17 protein-coding genes are annotated in these 17,145 nt (G+C 46.0%); 2 read left to right on the forward strand and 15 right to left on the reverse strand.

Annotated elements, in window-relative coordinates:
- Positions 1-100: 100 nt before the first annotated feature.
- The gene (locus tag AAC007_RS05015) at positions 101-496 is read left to right on the forward strand and encodes a hypothetical protein (RefSeq protein ID WP_339674966.1); all 396 of its coding nucleotides are present in this window, start codon (positions 101-103) and stop codon (positions 494-496) included.
- 158 nt (positions 497-654) lie between these two features.
- On the opposite strand, the gene AAC007_RS05020 is transcribed toward AAC007_RS05015, so the two are convergent.
- The 6 genes from AAC007_RS05020 to AAC007_RS05045 all read right to left on the reverse strand — a co-directional run bounded on the left by AAC007_RS05020 (position 655) and on the right by AAC007_RS05045 (position 6,684).
- Entirely contained in the window at positions 655-1,902 is a 1,248-nt protein-coding gene (locus AAC007_RS05020) for an alginate export family protein (protein WP_339674967.1), read from the reverse strand.
- Positions 1,903-2,808: 906 nt separating this feature from the next.
- Positions 2,809-3,552: a cupredoxin domain-containing protein gene (locus tag AAC007_RS05025; protein WP_339674968.1), complete on the reverse strand. Its 744-nt coding sequence runs from the start codon at positions 3,550-3,552 to the stop codon at positions 2,809-2,811.
- Positions 3,553-3,611: 59 nt separating this feature from the next.
- Positions 3,612-4,496, reverse strand: coding sequence for a PepSY domain-containing protein (locus AAC007_RS05030; RefSeq protein ID WP_339674969.1), 885 nt, complete (start codon positions 4,494-4,496; stop codon positions 3,612-3,614).
- A 22-nt stretch (positions 4,497-4,518) separates the two neighbouring features.
- Positions 4,519-5,112: an FMN-binding protein gene (locus AAC007_RS05035; protein ID WP_219044554.1), complete on the reverse strand. Its 594-nt coding sequence runs from the start codon at positions 5,110-5,112 to the stop codon at positions 4,519-4,521.
- Between the two features lie 18 nt (positions 5,113-5,130).
- A complete protein-coding gene (locus AAC007_RS05040; protein ID WP_219044553.1) occupies positions 5,131-5,595 on the reverse strand; it encodes a group 1 truncated hemoglobin in 465 nt (154 codons plus the stop codon).
- 39 nt (positions 5,596-5,634) lie between these two features.
- Positions 5,635-6,684, reverse strand: a complete 1,050-nt coding sequence (locus AAC007_RS05045) for a DUF3034 family protein (protein WP_219044552.1) — start codon at positions 6,682-6,684, stop codon at positions 5,635-5,637.
- An 888-nt stretch (positions 6,685-7,572) separates the two neighbouring features.
- Between AAC007_RS05045 and AAC007_RS05050 the strand changes: the two genes are divergently transcribed.
- Positions 7,573-8,052: a hypothetical protein gene (locus tag AAC007_RS05050; protein WP_219044551.1), complete on the forward strand. Its 480-nt coding sequence runs from the start codon at positions 7,573-7,575 to the stop codon at positions 8,050-8,052.
- A 257-nt stretch (positions 8,053-8,309) separates the two neighbouring features.
- Here the strand turns inward: AAC007_RS05050 and AAC007_RS05055 are convergent, their stop codons facing one another.
- Genes AAC007_RS05055 through AAC007_RS05095 form a run of 9 tightly spaced genes read right to left on the reverse strand, consistent with a single transcriptional unit; the run spans position 8,310 to position 16,841 of the window.
- The gene (locus AAC007_RS05055; protein ID WP_339674971.1) at positions 8,310-9,296 is read right to left on the reverse strand and encodes a TonB family protein; all 987 of its coding nucleotides are present in this window, start codon (positions 9,294-9,296) and stop codon (positions 8,310-8,312) included.
- The gene (locus AAC007_RS05060; protein ID WP_219044549.1) at positions 9,293-9,808 is read right to left on the reverse strand and encodes a biopolymer transporter ExbD; all 516 of its coding nucleotides are present in this window, start codon (positions 9,806-9,808) and stop codon (positions 9,293-9,295) included. The genes AAC007_RS05055 and AAC007_RS05060 overlap by 4 nt, the downstream gene beginning before the upstream one ends.
- Positions 9,805-10,386: a biopolymer transporter ExbD gene (locus AAC007_RS05065; RefSeq protein ID WP_339674975.1), complete on the reverse strand. Its 582-nt coding sequence runs from the start codon at positions 10,384-10,386 to the stop codon at positions 9,805-9,807. The genes AAC007_RS05060 and AAC007_RS05065 overlap by 4 nt, the downstream gene beginning before the upstream one ends.
- 43 nt (positions 10,387-10,429) lie before the next feature.
- Positions 10,430-11,077, reverse strand: coding sequence for a MotA/TolQ/ExbB proton channel family protein (locus AAC007_RS05070; protein ID WP_219044547.1), 648 nt, complete (start codon positions 11,075-11,077; stop codon positions 10,430-10,432).
- Positions 11,078-11,113: 36 nt separating this feature from the next.
- Positions 11,114-11,419, reverse strand: a complete 306-nt coding sequence (locus AAC007_RS05075) for a hypothetical protein (protein ID WP_219044546.1) — start codon at positions 11,417-11,419, stop codon at positions 11,114-11,116.
- Positions 11,416-12,042 carry a tetratricopeptide repeat protein gene (locus tag AAC007_RS05080; protein ID WP_339674978.1) on the reverse strand — a complete coding sequence of 209 codons (627 nt, stop codon included), beginning with the start codon at positions 12,040-12,042 and terminating at the stop codon, positions 11,416-11,418. The genes AAC007_RS05075 and AAC007_RS05080 overlap by 4 nt, the downstream gene beginning before the upstream one ends.
- A complete protein-coding gene (locus AAC007_RS05085) occupies positions 11,996-14,872 on the reverse strand; it encodes a tetratricopeptide repeat protein (RefSeq protein ID WP_339674980.1) in 2,877 nt (958 codons plus the stop codon). The genes AAC007_RS05080 and AAC007_RS05085 overlap by 47 nt, the downstream gene beginning before the upstream one ends.
- A 44-nt stretch (positions 14,873-14,916) precedes the next feature.
- Positions 14,917-16,308: a hypothetical protein gene (locus AAC007_RS05090; protein WP_339674981.1), complete on the reverse strand. Its 1,392-nt coding sequence runs from the start codon at positions 16,306-16,308 to the stop codon at positions 14,917-14,919.
- Positions 16,305-16,841 (reverse strand): hypothetical protein, encoded by a 537-nt coding sequence (locus AAC007_RS05095; protein ID WP_339674983.1) that lies wholly within the window; start codon positions 16,839-16,841, stop codon positions 16,305-16,307. Before AAC007_RS05095 ends, AAC007_RS05090 begins: the two co-directional genes overlap by 4 nt.
- Between the last annotated feature and the right edge of the window lie 304 nt (positions 16,842-17,145).

The raw sequence follows: 17,145 nt of genomic DNA on the forward strand, positions 1-17,145 counted from the left end.
TCCAGATACCATTTAGTGCACAAAAGCCTTAATAGATAACACTGCGTAGTTATTTACGACACAAATAATAACTAGACCTTTATTTACACTTGGAGCGGCCATGAAACCTTTAAATATAATTCTAATTAGCACAATGCTGTCTATCGCAAGCAATGCGCACTCCCAAGCTGGATCAACAGGATTAGTAGGAAGCCTGCTGCCCTCAGTAACCGGTCTTGCTAGTCAATCGCTACTCCCCGCAATTAGCTCTCTTTCGGCTGACAATGAACTTATCGGCAGCGTCACCGCAATGGCAAGTGATGTGCTCAACACCACACTCAATACGGCACTCCCATTCCCTGTACAAGGTTTAGACGTGATAATTACAACATTTGACGGATTAACAGGTGATGGACAAGCTCTACAACTCGGCGGCCTGACACCAGTGATTCTTAATCTTGCAGAAACGGCATCCATACCCCTCCTGGGTGGCGCTGTTGAAGGCGGGATTTTTTAACGCTAACAATTACATTGCTGAGTTGGCTTATTGCTCGAACTAGTAATGGAGCAGTAAGCCAACTCTATTGAACAAAACCAAATCAATTCAATTGCACGCGTCAGCGCTTCCCAACCCTGCAGGAACGATTAACCCTAGCAGCACATTTCCGCATGTGTTTAGAAGTTAAGGTTAAAAGTCAGCCACAGCTTTTGAGTATCTACCAGCGTTAAACCACCACCATTAAATGGCGTTGAATCACCGGCACTGTAGTTCGCGTAACGCAGCTCTGCAGAATATGGCCCCCAGCTTTTCGCAATAAAACCACCAAACTCCGAACCCAGGTCGCTATCACCAGATGCATTATCCTGATCAGAACTAAAGTCGTGATAGGCAAGCTGCCAACTCACACCGTAGGCCATTCCTGACACGGTTAAATACGTATCATTGACCCCTTCACTGATATTACCCAAACCTTTGTTTAAGAAATTGTCAGTCCAACCCTGAAATTTAAACAGCGTTGCCAATGGCGTGATAAAAAATCCCTCGTCATCTGCACTCAGGGTCTCGTAACCCACGCCGATCACAAGCGGCGCAACGCTAATATTGGCCTCAGCTAACATATAGTCGGCAGAGTAGTCCGCGGGATTATCACCGGCACTATCTTGGCTGGCGTATTCAAGGTTATAAGCGACCATGCCGGTCTTGCCCTGCCAACGCACGCCATAGGTATCGGTATCCATTCGTTTAAAACCGGCAAAGTTATCGTCAGTTTCAAGCAAGTAGGCATAGCCCGTTAAATTACCCGCCGCAAAGCTGTAGTTAGCATTGAACAAATGCGTGTCCATTTCGGTATCACCCACCGGGCTACTTTCACCAAAAATACGATTCACATTCGAAATATGCGCGTAGTTAAGTTTAAGTTTATCGACGCTGCTATTGGCAAGGGTAAAACCATCATAAGTCTGTTCATTCTGACGCCACGCAACATGACCGACGAAACGATGGTTGTCTAAGGTCAAACGCTGACGACCATATTTAAATTCTGTATCCCAATTTTTATATCCCAAAAACACCTGGTTAACTTCGGTGCCAACTGGATCAGCTATCAAAGGCTCAGCTGTTTTGCCATTGACGCTGTCATTAGCACTACCCGCAAAATTACTCACGTCATCCATTTCAACGAAGCCATAAAAACCTTGATAGTCATCTGTCTTAAAATTTAAGCGTGATCTAATCGTTACTGCACTACCGGTATTATCACCAGCGCTTGTATCTTCTGTGACCGACTCATAACGCATACGCAAATTCAAATGCGCCTCGCCCTTAGTAAATGCTTCGCTAATTGATTCCGCCGCAAACGAAGTTTGTGCGACACATGCCACACAAGAAGCCAATACAGCTGTTGATAAACTATTGTTTTTCAATATACACCTCTTAATAAGTCGCGCTTTTGCGCCATAACGCTGCATGAATCTGCCGATATCGCCAGAAACCACTTAACAGCATCACCGAATTAGCAAAGAGGAGACCAAGATACAAAATCAAGCCAATTAATATTTATATTCTTAAAAATCAACATCTTACATTAAACAAAAAACCATAAAAACAGGATAAAATTCAATAACGAACCAAAATAGAACATACAAGGAAACACGTAAGATCTAAAATAGAGCAAAAATGCACCACTAAACTACATAAATCATTTTCTCAAAGTTACATGTATTTATATTTGCGCACTGCGCGAGAGCAGCCACCAAGCATGTAAAAACCAAGGCACCGACCACCAATACGGTCGCCACAAGATTCTATACAGTGGACGAGAATGTGCTTAGAACACTACGGAGTTAAATTAAAGTAGGCGAAATTTGATTTCCGACGCGAAACGCGACGACAACTGGGGCGTGATATCACATCTAGGGCACCCCTGATTAATTCGGTGATATCTCAAGCTTAGCCACGAGGGGCGGGCCTCTGGCGCACACTGGACTGTGTTGCCATGCCGAAACGTCGGACCGCCGAGTGTCGGACCACATCAAGGACAACCAGCCTTAATCCCGGCAACTGCTCCTGCGTTGCGCTACCTCCTGCATCCATGCAGTCGTTCGCATCGCGCCGGAGTGCCGCACCACTTCCCAGTGCGCGCCAGAGACTCCGTTGAAACATTACCGAATTAATCAGAGGTGCCCTAGAAAGAGGCTAAGGCGAAACGGTCGCAGGATTGGGGTAAAGCAAAAACTAACTATAAAGTTATTATTATAATAAGCGTAATACAAAAATGCTCAGATAGAGGCCATCTACCTGAGCACATAAAACATTCAAACGGCAATCAATTACATCACAATAATCTTTCCCGACATTTTCTCGCCGTGGATTCCGCATATATAAGAATACTCACCCGGCTTATCAAACTCATAGGAAAAGCTTGAGTCGTGCTTAAGCCGCGGGCTACGAACATTTCCAAAGACAATAATATGATTCGAGCCATCGTAATTATTCCATGTCACCGTCGTGCCCGCCTTAACAGTGAGCACCGCTGGCGAAAACCGCATAAAATCGACTATGGAAACCACATTTGGCGCCTGCGTAGCGGAATCAGCGTGTGGCACCGGCGTAGGGCCAGGGCCAGCCACCTTTTTAATACCGCTAGATGCCGAACTAGCGATAACCGTTGGGGCAGCAGGCATCGCTTTTGGACTTGACGGTGCAGGTACTATCAAGCCAGCTGATTTAACAGCCGCAGCATCACTCACATTAACCACACCCTTCATAGATGAATGCAGGCCGCACTGATAAGCATATCTCCCCGGTTTCGAAAATACCTGGCGATAATCATCACCCTTTTTAATACGCGGACTCTCTTTCCCATCAATCAATACTGTATGCGTGGAACCGTCGAGATTTTTCCACACAACATCTTGACCAACACCAACAGTTTTCTCACCAGGGTTAAACTTAAAATTTGCTATTTCAATCCCGGCGGTACGTTCACCTGCCAGTACATCAGAGGAAATTGCCGCCCCCAAAATCATCGTTATCGCAGCTAGCAAGGTACACATACAGTAATATATCTTCATATACACCTCTTAAATCTAGCTCCCCCACGTAACCGGGGAGCAACACGAAAATCAAGAAATTACTTCTTCGACCTAGCACTACGCATACGGCCAGTTCGCCACGTCATCCAAATTCCCGTTATGGAGAGAAACACAGCCGCAATTCCTACAATATTAATGACCGTAGACCCAATCGATCCAAATAATCGGCCGCTGTGCAAATCGATCAGCACCTGCTCAAGCGCTACCGTGGGATGAGCAAAAGGCTCAACATCTGAGATTGCCTCATCCGTTAAATCAACCAAGCGAGACCAAGACACATCATCAGAATTATTAAGCTCATTCCATGTGAGCCCATCTTCTGTGATATAGGTATTTTCACCCTGCAAAGCTAAATACGACGAACCACCTCGTTCTATTAAACCTAGATTACGAATGTGGCCTACGGGCAGCATAAAACCACTTTGCTCCTCAATCACGACGCCCTCTGGCGACAGCAGAGTTAACTTGTCACTTGTTGCAACATACAAGGTTTCGCCAAATGCATTTTTAATATCAACAAAGCCCAACGGCGACGGAATATGCTGGGCTAGCGCAATATCATCCAACACCGTATTCTCGGTAGTTGTGACCAACCAGTGACTGCCAGAGCGGTATCCATTTTCGGGAACTTGGGTATGAAGACCATAGAGCGACATCAATGCCGTGGAATCGACTCGAATAGCATCAAAGCCAAGACTAACGCTCTGATTTAAGAGAACACCACTAAACCCTAGCCAGCCCATAAAAACAAAAGCGAATAAACCAACTCGCTGATGCCACTTACGCAGCAACATTGACACATTCAACTTGGGCTTAGCCACCGATGACCTCACCGAATTCACAACTGACTTCCGCTTCACTGATGTATCGACAAAGGTGGGCGATTCTTGCGCATCAACTCGCACCGCATTCTGATCACGCATAACAACTCCTTACAAGGTTTTTTCATTTACTGCGCAATGAATCCAAAGTAATCGCGGTGCGGGCCATACGCTTCATCATTTCTACCGACAATGTCGCCCCTGTAATATTGTCCACCGGTTTATCTAAGCCCTTTCCCGCAGCCTTCGAGCCATTTATTTGATTGAGGAATGATGGCTCCGCCACTTGCTCACCGCGAGACTCGCGATAAATTAAGACCTTGGCGGAATCGACAACGCCATTATTGATAACAAAGCCACTGGTGGTCGGCACATAACCCTCTTTACCAATATCATCAAAGATCCAAACGGTTCTATCGCCATCTTCCCAATAGCGAACTCGCTGCTGCGGGAATGAGCGATTAAATACTGATGCGATCTCCCTCTGTGAAGCGCTATTGAGTACCAGCAACTTCGGTGAAGGCACATCATTTTTAAAAACATCAGCCAAAAATACTTCAGGGGTTTGAAATGTTTTGTAAAGCTCAAAGGCCACAACTGTCATAGAGCACATTAAGACAAACGCAAAGAGAGCGATAACAGCAAGGTGTCGATAAGGGGCAAAATCAGCGGCATCAATCGATGCCGCCTCGCCCGCTCTTTCAGATTGATTAAGCATGCGATCTCCAATCATAAATTAACGCGTTACAATGGCGTGCTTGTACGGAGCCAAGCCGGCAATCATTAAATTGCATGCTTCATAGGTCAGCTGAATTCGCTCGCAAGCATTGTACGCCGCTTCCACAACCGCATTGAATTGCGTTAGCGTAATACCCAAGTCCGCGTGCGCTGCAGCCATACTCGCGCCCTGGTACTCAACCTCATTACCGCCTAGAACCAATTGCAGTAATTGCGTATTTAAGTAGATTTGCCTCTCAATATTGCCGAACTCGCGAAACACGTGATTGATTCTGTTATCCAGCATAATGTAGTAAAAGAGACTTTCTACCCAGTTGCGCACTCCCTCTGGACCACCAAACTGCTCAAGCGCATCACTGTCTATAGGCGGGTAGGTTTCGGTTTTACCGGTTTGCGAAAAACTAGGACTCGCGGCTAAACAAAGCACAAAGATCATCGCTATAGTACGAAATATCTGTTTCATAATTCACTCCAGAAATTTAAAAAGTATTATCAATTGAACCTAGAAACTAGCTTGCAGTGACATGTAAAAACCATGCTGATCAGGAGTAATAGTGATGTTACCTAACATCGCATATGCCATGGTGATAGATAGGTTTTTGTTTGGGAAAAACGCAACAAAAACATCATACCAATCACTTTCGTGCTGAGTTAATGTTCCTGACACGTTGCCAAGCCCCAATGCTTCTAAGGTAGGCTGTAAACCAGTTAGATCTAAGCCAGCAATTTCAACACTCTCCCCTTCAAGATTGTCCCCATGCTGAGCCCACTCAATACCAATTACAGTATCCTTGCGAAGTAGATAGGCCAACGATATTTCCGGACGAATCTCTTTATCACTGCCATCTGGCCCACCAAAACCCACCAAGCCGGTTTGGTTAGCGGCGGTGTATCGCGCCGTAATATTGATAAGGGTATTAATTGGGAAAAATATCTTCGTAGCAGATATATAGGCTTCCCAGTCTTTGGCTTTATCAGCTTTCAGTGTTTTTAAGAGATCTTCATTCTTATTATTTTTATAAAATCCACCAATCGCAATCTGCGGAATTAGATTATCGGAATCGTAAATTGCTTCGCCAAAGACACGAACCTTAGCGCCGATGGATTCCATCTCAATCGTTGTATTAAAAGGTTCAATACCGGTATTAATCGGCGTACCCGCGAGCGACCCCGTCACACCACCCAAAGTGTCTGCGACTAGCCCGACGGTGTCAAAGGTCGAACCGGTAGTAAGGGCACTAGACGTGTACGACAACTCAAATCTGTCCCAAAAGCCAACCGCAGCTCCTAACGAGTGTAGTGTGTAGTTAGCTAATGGGGCGTAAGTATAATGAAGATCGCCATTGATCCCCTCTTTTGTACCGTAACCGGTTATCGTTGCCCACGGCGTTATACCCCCGCCACCGGCACCGTCAATCATACTGACGCCCCCGGTTGCCAGCACTTTACCGCTGTCATACCAGCCCGCTTGTGATAACCCACTAGCAAGCATTGCTACGACCAGCGCCGCACCTTTACTTACGGGAAATTTAGCTCTTTTTGCTTCTTCCATTTTGATGCTCCTAATCAATAGACAAACCACAATGCATAAATAAATGCCCCGCGTTCTCGCGGAAATTCTCTGTAATGAAAAATCATTATTTGGAAATAATTGGTGATTCCCAGGAATCAAATCCAAGAACTTTAACAACAATTCAGTACATGAAATCCGTCTTTTTAAGGGTGCATGACACAACTAGCAACAGCTGTGCCATAAACAAAACAAGGGAAAACTACAAGAAATAACAAAGAATGGGTGTATCAAAAAAGAGCATTCATCAAGCAACTAATTCATATTAATGCATCATTATAGAACCATATTTTAGCCATATTATAGACATGGCAATATTATGGACATATAACATATAGATCATGTAAAAATTTAGTGCGACTATTTTTATTTAATAATCAAGTAGAATATTCATTATTAAAGCATCTGCACACTTATGCAGCCGAAATGCCACACCCAAGCAAAGCCAATTTTGCACCATCAGCGCGCATATAGGCCAGGTCACACACCATAACAACAACACAAACAAAACTATTTTCTGCGATAATCACCTCGACTAAGTAAAAGGCTTAGTAATTTAATGTATTACCCATCTTTTAAATTATAAAACCATGGGAAACACAAATTTATGGCCGCATATGTAACATTTTTAAAATTACGCACCAACATCTTCCGCTCGAAAACGCACATCTTTACCACACTTGCACAAATCAGATGCATTCATTACTCGGCAACTTTTGTTTTTTCTAAAAATATTCTTCATTTAGTCAAATAAAGACTAAATATGGATACAAAAATAACAAAATTAGACACTCCTAATATGGCACCGTAATTGCTTTTAATTATGAACAAAATACTGTGCATACCAAGAAACGACAAATAGGAGCTGTAATGAAACCACTAAAAGTAATACTACTTGGTGCCGCGATTTCGTTCGCAAGCCAAGCTCATTCTCAAGCAGAACTAACAGGCTTACTTGCTACTGTCCCACTGGGAAGCCTATCATTATCACCGACCGGCGGGGCTGGCTTAACAGCACTACCATCTGGATTGCTGGGGGGCATTGTTCCTAGCATCCTTGATCTCACCAACCAGGCATTGCCCTTAGTAAGTGGCCTATTAAGTAACGACCTAGTTGGCGGTTTAACACCGCTTACCAGCGACTTACTTGGATCATTACTAAGCGGTGGCTTACCACTCACCTTGCAAACCGTTGATGTTGTTCTTCCATTAGTAGATGGACTAACTGCTTCTGGTATTCCGCTACCAACAGCAAGTTTGCTTGGCGGTCTCACGCCCGTCGTTTTAGATCTCACCAACACGGCGGTAATTCCACTACTTGGTGGCGTAGTTGCAGGAGGGATTATTTAACTACCCATGATTTGCGCATTGCGGGGTTAGCTATCAACAGTTGTTTTATCCCCTGAAGCAGCTAGCTAACTTCGCCTTTTTTACCCAATAATATTTTTTCTATTTTCTCGGTACAAAATGCGCCGCTCTGAAGCAAATCTAGACATACCTGGAATACAATTTTGCATTTCAAAGACACACTATGAAGGGAAATATAGCTTCATTTTTAAGAAAACGAACTTGATATTTTTATTCTCTTGAATCTACACGCCAACAATCTATCTAGGTACGTAGCTAATTGGATAACTATCGTAAGAAAATACAGGAACCCCCTTGCTTTCAAATTTTATCTGCTTGACTCGCTGTATGAGTTTTTCTTTTAACTCAGGATTGAAAAAACTCGATGACACAACAGAGCACTCGCTCACAGTTCCATCAGGCTGAATGGTCAAGGATACTACAACCGTACCGGCGCCAATGGTGGAGTCTGAGCGCGCAGCGCGATTGAATATCGCATAAAATGCACTTTTACTACGATCGAAAGCCAATTGTATCTCTTCTAAACTTCGCGTCTTAGGGCCACCTCCACTTCCTGAGACACCAGCGGCAGCGACCCCACTTTGCGACCCTGCAATCAAAACCGCTATTTTTTGCGTATTATGCGCAGCAAGCTCCACTTTTTTGCCTTTATCGCTTACATCTTCGCCGCTAGTAATCGCGCCACCTGATCCATGGGTAGTGACACTAAGTAAATTGGACGTCGATGATTCTGTTCTACTTACAACACTACCCCTATCTCTCAGTACTTGCGGAGACACCAAAGTTATAGCGTTTGTTTCACGCAAGGTCGCGAGCTGTTCGCTGAATGCCATCACGCCACTGGCGGATGCCGCCTTTTTTGCCGCTGCGATATTTCGCTGCGCCGCCTTTTTCTCTGCCGCTGTATCTTCGGCTTTTGCAAGTGTCGACGCCTTTTCTTTAGCTTTGCTTACCGGTTTGTTATCTACCTTTTTGACTTCAACTTTTGGCGGTGCAGGCTTAGGCTTTTCTATCGCAGCCGGAGGTAGGATTTCAAGGTAGAACTCCTGGGGATTTTGCTTTGCAATTTCACTTAATGGATCTACTTTCCAGAATGGCAAACCAATAAGGACCAAGCCGGTAACAAGCAGAACATTCCGCAAAATCTTGCGAAACCGCCGGTCTGCGTCTTCGTGTATTCCCCAGCAGTCGAAACCCAACACTGAATTGCTCGGAACTGAAGTCATTTAGTACTACCTCGCTCTAGCTCCCTTACCGCTAGCGACACCTTACCGAATTGTGCCCCTACACACGTCGCCAGTACTTTCTTAAGAAGAAGATATGGCGTTTTGTGATCGGCGACGATATTTACATCAAGTATCGATGGCTGACCTTGTGGGTCTAGCGCATTGTCCTCAGAATCTTGTGCCCGAGTGCCTAGCATTTCGGCAAGTAAATCCAGGGTTCCAGCATTCTCTGCTAATGCGGCTTCAATACTCATAACGACATCATTATCCACGAGTATGTCTTTATCACTAATAGCAACTGCCACTGTTCGCTTAGCCTGATCCTTTGAGAGCGAGTCGGGCAATTTTAAATTTTGATATTCAGGGATCACCTCAACAACGAGAGCGTTTACAAGAAGATAGAATACAAGAATCGCAAATATATCGATGAGCGAGACAACATTTATCGAGACCTGACGCTTCGTTTGCTTAAGCTTACGAATAACTCGCCGGTCGCTCGCGGTGTAATTCATTTCCCACCTATCTCGCTATCACTAAGACTCACAGCCGCAATATCGCCCATCGATATGGCCGGAAACAATGGCACGCCCGTCGATCCTTCTGCCGCTGACGGGTACATGCGAATACTGTCCATAACTCGTATAATTTGCTCGTATGCAACGGCGTCATCCACCAATAGACTTACCCTCTCCTCAGCGGGGTAATCTGCCTTAATAGTTCTCAGCAATTCCGCCAAAGATGCCGAGTCAACCGTGCCATTTATATGAGCAAAACTTGTTTCGTTTCCAGTTTGCGATATCACAACTTTGTCTTTATGCAATGCTACGGTTAAGTAAAAGTCCTTCTTAGTCTCGAGTGAGCTATTACTCGCAAGTGGAATTGTCAAATTTAAGGTATGTAATTTACTCGCTGAAATTGAAGAGCCCACCAATAGAAAAAACACCAGCACCGCAAACACATCAATCATGGAGACGATATTAAGCTCGCCATCAGCGCGTCCTTTAAGTTTGCGTTGCAAACGTCGTGAGCGGCGCGAACGCCGACATTCACTGTCGTCGAAATCTGGTTCCGCTTGAAATAGTGATGTCATTACCAACTCCTTACTATTACTGGCAAACTAAAGCCAGCCCCACTTACTTAAGATGTACCGCTCCACCGCTACTAAGCACCGACACAAAACGGACACAGGCAGACTCCAGAGTGTTAACTAGTTCTTCGGCCTGGCTTTGCAAATAGGCATGCGCAAATAAACTGGGAATAGCCACCATTAAACCAAAAGCTGTACAACTCATTGCCTCGGAGATACCTGCTGATAATAGATTCGCCTTTTCAACTGGATCGGCGTTGCCGAGCGCACCGAAGGCGCCAATTAAGCCCAATACCGTACCTAGCAAACCAAGCAAGGTTGCGGCATTTGAAAAAGTGGCTAGATAATGGGTTCTGCGCTCAATAGCTGGCAAAATGGAAACCAAGCTATCTTCCGTCGCCATTTCCAACTCACTACGCCGTCTTGCCGTACCAGCCTGCGCCAAACCTTCACTTAAAATGCGGGCAACTGCGACTTTCGAACCATTGACCATCGCCTGCGCCTCTCCCAAATCGTCGCTTCCCAGCAAGGGAGACACCCGCGCCCACAAGCGTCGATTTTCCCGCAGTGACCTGCCAAGAAAAACAAACCGCTCAATGCTAATAGCCACGGACAGCGCCAAAACCAACGCAATAGGGTACATAAAATGTCCGCCATCATTAAAGAACTCCACAAACTTCGTTATGGCTTCCATATACTGCCCTCACCTAAAATTAAAAAATTAAGATAACTACCAATTATTTCTCTGCAATCGCCAAATTTGGTAGTCACGCCGCGCCTGATCCCACTCCGCCATTTTCCGGAATTCACCGACATCGATCTGTTCAATATTTTCGCTCAGCAAGCGGGGTGGTCGATCGATATCGCTTACTTGCTCGTTACTCCACGGCATCAGATAAAGGCCAACCGCAGCGGCTGCATCGCCGTGAACAGTCATTCCCATGCTGACATTGTTCACTTCTCGGTCGGCGTCACCCGCGGCCAACCCTGAAGTGCATAGCAGCATTAAGCCTGTCAAAGAGATTTTGGCTGTCATTTACTTAACTCGGCATTTGATGCTACATAATTTGAGCTTTCTTCAAGATTACGTATCCACGCGGCAACAAGGGTACTCTCCCCATTGGTGTGCGATTGATATATTCGGTAGTGTTCAAGGGCATCCTTAGGACGCCGCATATTCGCTTCGTAAAGCATTGCAATATTTAGGTGCGCTTCCGCATAACGAGGATCAATTGCAATTGCACGCAAATACCATTTTTCCGCCGACGAATAGTCCTTTCTGACTGCACGCAAATATCCCAGCCAATTCATTGCGATGGTATTATTAGATTGACACCGCAAGGCCTCATTAAAGTATGCTTCGGCCTTTACATAATCCCGCTGCTCCGCGGAGATGATGCCTAAATTTGTCCATGGGCCACTGTAATTTGGCACCTTTTCAGTGAGCGCCTCAAAGGCTGCCTTTGCAGACACCACATCGCCTGACTGCATTGTCGCGACGGCCTTTTTAAATTCGGTGGAATATCTTGAGCTCGGCCTATCACTGCGCACCACTGAATTTGAGTTTGCGCACGCGAGTAACAAAGTAGTTAGGTACACGATACAAATGCACTTAGTATAAGGAATCATAGACCTTCTCAAGTTTTGGCTGCTTACCATATTTCGCCGGTGCCAACTCAGCCAAAGCGATCACGCTTTTTCTAACACCAGGCGTCCACACCCCCTCATCTATCAAATCCATATTGGACTTATATTCAGCTATGGCCTTTTCTTCAAAGGGGTAGGCCTGTTCTTCCAGTAAAATCAGGTACTGCTCACGGACGTCGTCGTCCATTTTCTTGGGTATCTCAGATTCAAGTAGGGCCATCGCAAACTTTCTGTACAATTCACCCAATTCATAGTTCGCCAAGGTCGTGATATCAGAAAATCCAAATGACGACGACTTCACAAGTGACCCAATGGCTTTTTCCATTGCGGCCTGTCTCCGCGGCAGACTTTTCTCAATGGGTAGCGATAAGGAAATTGAATTTGCTAAATCGACATCGGCCATCGCCAGCTTATAACTTGCATCAGCAGCCATTAATTGGGATTTTGAATTTTTCTCTCGGGATGCCGCATCTGCAGCGACAATATCTCGCAACCACTTTGTTTGCGACGTGGAATTAATCGCGTACAACTCTGAAAGGGCAAAGCGTGCACTCTGTGCATCTTCTAAAGGGAGTGGATAGCTGCGCAAGTAGGCGCTCAATACTCTCGCGCCATCATCTCGTTGGCCAGCCGATATATAAAGATTGCCGGCGCTTAACTGCGCCGTGCGCCGCAGATCTGCAGAGGCAATTGTAATCCTGGATATTCGCTCATAAGTTCGAGCGGCCCTTATGGGATCTGCTGCCTTTTGATAGGCGGCCGCCAACATTTTCTCTGCATCAACCAACATATTGTGGCCGCTAAACTCTTTAGAGAAGCGCTCTAGCAACGACGCACTTTGCAACCAGTCCTTGGCTTCAAATAGCTGTCCGGCGGCATTAAACGTGGCTTCCGCTGCCAGCCCTTTATCCACGGACAAATGTGCCGAGCGTTGGAACAATTCAGCGGCCAAGCGAGGCTGTCCATTTTGTTTAGCAAGCTCGGCCTGGCGGAAAACAGATATAGTCAGCCTACTCTTAGCAGTACGCTTTAGCTCATTATCCCCGCCATCCATCAGTGGCAGCAAAGCCGTATAGTAATTCTCAGACTGCGTATAATCTTTAAGTGCGAAATATGAATCCGCAAGCAGACCTAAGGCCTTGCTGTGCAATTTTTCATCAGACCAATTGTTTGCACTGATGAGCGGCAAACAAATCTCAACCACTTCGCTAAAGGCCGCCAACTGATAATGGTCTTCCGCCGCCGCGAGCAACACCGACGACCGCTGCTTGTGATCCGGGAAGCGATTGGCAAACTCTGCGATAGCATTAAACACCTTAATTCGGGTATCGCCGAGATCCGACTCACTGGCCTGATTCTCTTGTAAACTGCGATACCACTGCCGATAAGATTTGACTTGGGCCAATGCAGAATCCCCCGCCCGCTCGGGGTTAGCGTATTCATAGGCTAATTTTCCGTACTGAAGCGCCGCTTCGTCGAAACGTTCGGATTCATAAAGGGCATCGGCATAATGCCCGACCACGTCTTCGAGGTTTTCGTCCTCCGGAAATGACGTAATAATCGCGAGGTAGCGTTCAGCGACGTCAGAAAAATGCTGCTTGAATGGTTCATCATTTGTCTTAGCAAGCTGCTGTGCCTGTGCATGCCTATACGTGACCACATCTTGCATATATCGACGAATTAATCGGCGGTGATCACCGGACACGCCCTCCGCCTGCCATAGGGCGCTGCCAGGCCCATATGTACCGATATATTGCTCCTGCGCCGTCACCGCAAGTTCATTAAACCCACCGCCCCGATATGAGGCTATACCTCGTTCGCTAAACTGCTGCGCCAAAATATGACGAGGATTCAATCTAGCAAATGACTCATACACGCTAGCTGCGTCTGTATAGCGCTTTTCGCGCGAATATATCTCAGCAAGCTCTCGATAAATGACGGGGGAATAGAATTGATTCGGCTTAGCTGCGAAATAGTCATTAATTCCATCGGCCCTAGCTAACTTTGAAAATGCTGTACTCATTCCACGAACAGCGTCTCTAACTAACTCCGCCTTGTCGTTTGGCGCAAAAGCCAGTAGGCCGGCTAAATCTCTAATCTCGGACTGAATCTTTAGGGCGTCTAGTATCTTGGCGAAGGCAGACACAGAGGCGCTGTAATCGTCCAACTGGTAGTAAGTCCACGCTTGCTTATATTGCGCCAGCCACCAATATTGCGCGCTTGAATCCTTCGCGGTGATACGCTGATATTCAACAATCGCTTCTGAATAGCGTTTATATAAGTAGAGCATTTCTGCCGCCCTAAAAGACGATTCATAAACGCGCTTCGACTCTGGGAATTCACGGCTTAAACGCCTGAGCGTATCTATAGAACTATCTTGCAGTTCACTTAAATCATAGGCCCTCGCCATTTGATAAAGCACATAATCTGCCGCACTATAATTTGGATATTCACTTAGCAGTTGTGAATACAACGTGATCGCAGTCTTTAGCTCCTGATTTTTGCTGGCATCTCCATTAATCGACGCCCCAGAGTGACTCAACTCGCCGTCGATAAACTCAACTCTTAAATCCGCGGCGCGACGCATCGCCTCAGCGCGGATAGCCGGCGCGGCACTAGCGCCAATAACCCGCTCGTAATGCTCTATCGCGGCTAGCCGTGCTCGCTCTCTAGCTTTCGCCGCATTTGAAATTTGCTGCTTTGGCGTTGTCGTTAAAATGAGACGGTCTGGATTCTGTGCATTCCTGTCGAGAAGCTCGCCGATCGTCTGCTTGTCACCTTCTATCGCCCAGCAAAGCTGCCACGCACCGCACAAAGCAAATAGCAGCAGCGGCATTTTCACCCTGCGTCGCCCTAGCCTGCGTGCACTTACCTCAGTGTTAAATATCATGATTCGTTTTCACTCCACATGACACTCGACAAGCTTTGACGCAGGCGCTCATAGTTACGCGCCAAGGCAAATTCCGCTTCCGCAGAATAAGCTTCCGTGCGATTACGATGCTCCATCACCCGCTTAAGCGCTAACTGCTCAATGACAGATGACCAATGCGCGCGGTGCTGTTCTATTTTGGCTAATAAAGCCCTAGCAGCGGCTTGCTCCTCGCGAAGCGCACTAGCCGCTTCGGCGCCGCCGGCTAACACACTCTCTAAGCGCATATGAATACGATCTAACTGACGAAATTCGTCAAGGGCCTCTCTAAATCCGGGGGTATCTAACAAGATACTTATGTATCCCCCAAGTCTGCTGGCAGTTAAATCACTCAGCCAGATTTCCCAGCCATTATCCTGATTGGCGTCGGCCGCCTGAATACTTTTGATCAAGCCGCCGCTGCGTATATCTTTTTCGATAGTGACTAGATCGGAAGTGGCGCGCTTTAAACGCCCAACTGCGGAAATGTAATACTGCTCTGATCTAGCTTGCTGACCGTCCCAATGAAGCATTAAATAGGGAATAATGAGAATGACCTCTTGCACCGCAGGATCCAAGGGATCGCGACTAATCAACTCCATCCAGGGCACCATTGCGGCCCGCAGATCTTTCTCCTTTTCACCTTTCGCTACGGCCCAGGCACGACGAAACGGCGCGTCTCGACGAGACCATGCTAGCTCGTCATCCGAACCCGACCACAGATAATAATCTGCAGCGGTATCAGAAGAGTTACGCAGTGAATTTTCATTTTTTTCCAACCCTGCATTTGGGCTCAACAAGGCCCAACCCAAACCAACCAATGCCCTATTAGCGTAGATACTCAAGCGTCTTACTTGGCGAAAATAATTGATAGCGCCGCGCTGATCACCCGTCTCTAATAAATAATATCCCAGCGTTAAATTAGTTCTGTCTTTTAATAATTTCTCATCATTCTCTAGATATTCCCCAGTAGAAATCTCACTAAGTAATTTCACCCCATCTAATGGAGTGCTGGATTGAAGCAAACTCAGTCCATGATTGTATTTCGTATAAATTGGCGATTCTTCACGGTGACCATTTCCAGTCACACGATAGGTAAAGCTGCCCGCCTCCAGCATTTTTGCATCAAGACCTAGCTCAATCACCGCAGTATCAATTGCGGCATTTAAATCCGCTGAGTCGGATAAGCCCGCACCCTGCATTTGCGCGACCGACAGTCCCGCCAACGCCTCAAACGGCCGATGTGTATGCGCATAAAAATAGGATGCTCGCAATCTGGGATCTTGAGAAATTGCCGGCGAATCGTCATCGGCATAAATCGATGGACTAGCGAAAGCAATGGCAAGTGCGATGAAAATAGCTATTTTCATAAGCTAAGCCGCCAATCTCGAACTACAATATCGGCATTGCCCAGCATTTTCTTCATACCTTCGCTGACCAGCTCAAACTCAATATGGGTTTCGTCTTCGACATTTACCTGCTGTTCTATACTAGGGAAAATTCGATCTACATTTGGACCGGCACCACGCGCTAGCGCGACAATTTCTGCTCTAATACGATGGCTGCCAGAAGCTAAATTCGCAGTGGTAATTTCGTGCGCGCCGCCCTCCAACAAAACACTGGATTCTATTTCGCTATAGACGTAGCGAATCGGCGCGTTTTCGTCGATTTGAATTTTAGCCGCTTGAATAATAAAATCGTCGGCGCGATTGCCGACATAAATATGAACACGGTGATGATCTGAAAATGACGCGTCCTCAGACATCTTAAGCGTCGTATAAATATTTAAAGCTTGCGCCTTTATCTTTGGCAACTCGGTGTCGTCAGCATGCAAATATACTGACTTTAAAATCAATACAAGCAAAACTGAAGTTAGTATTTTTTTTAATGAAAAATACGCCATGACTTCGCCACCAGATAATCAAAATATCCATTTTCTATCAAATAAATTCGAAGTAAAAACCAACTGCAAATTAATCATTGCAAGAGGCGCGCCAAAGACTTTGCTTTCCGCCTATTTATCGGCTGAGCAAATATTCCGGCATTTTCATAAAGAAAAAGTGTGAGCTAAACCACAAAATCTGCGTACTGACTAGCACCAGGGAAGGAATAGAATTACAAAATTTGCCCAAATAGCTGGCAAACGCACCACGCTAGGACACATCTTTTTATTAGACGGAATTAGCTACGCACCACAAATACACATA

The sequence above is a fragment of the uncultured Zhongshania sp. genome (genome assembly GCF_963975605.1).
Lineage (GTDB): Bacteria > Pseudomonadota > Gammaproteobacteria > Pseudomonadales > Spongiibacteraceae > Spongiibacter > Spongiibacter aquimaris.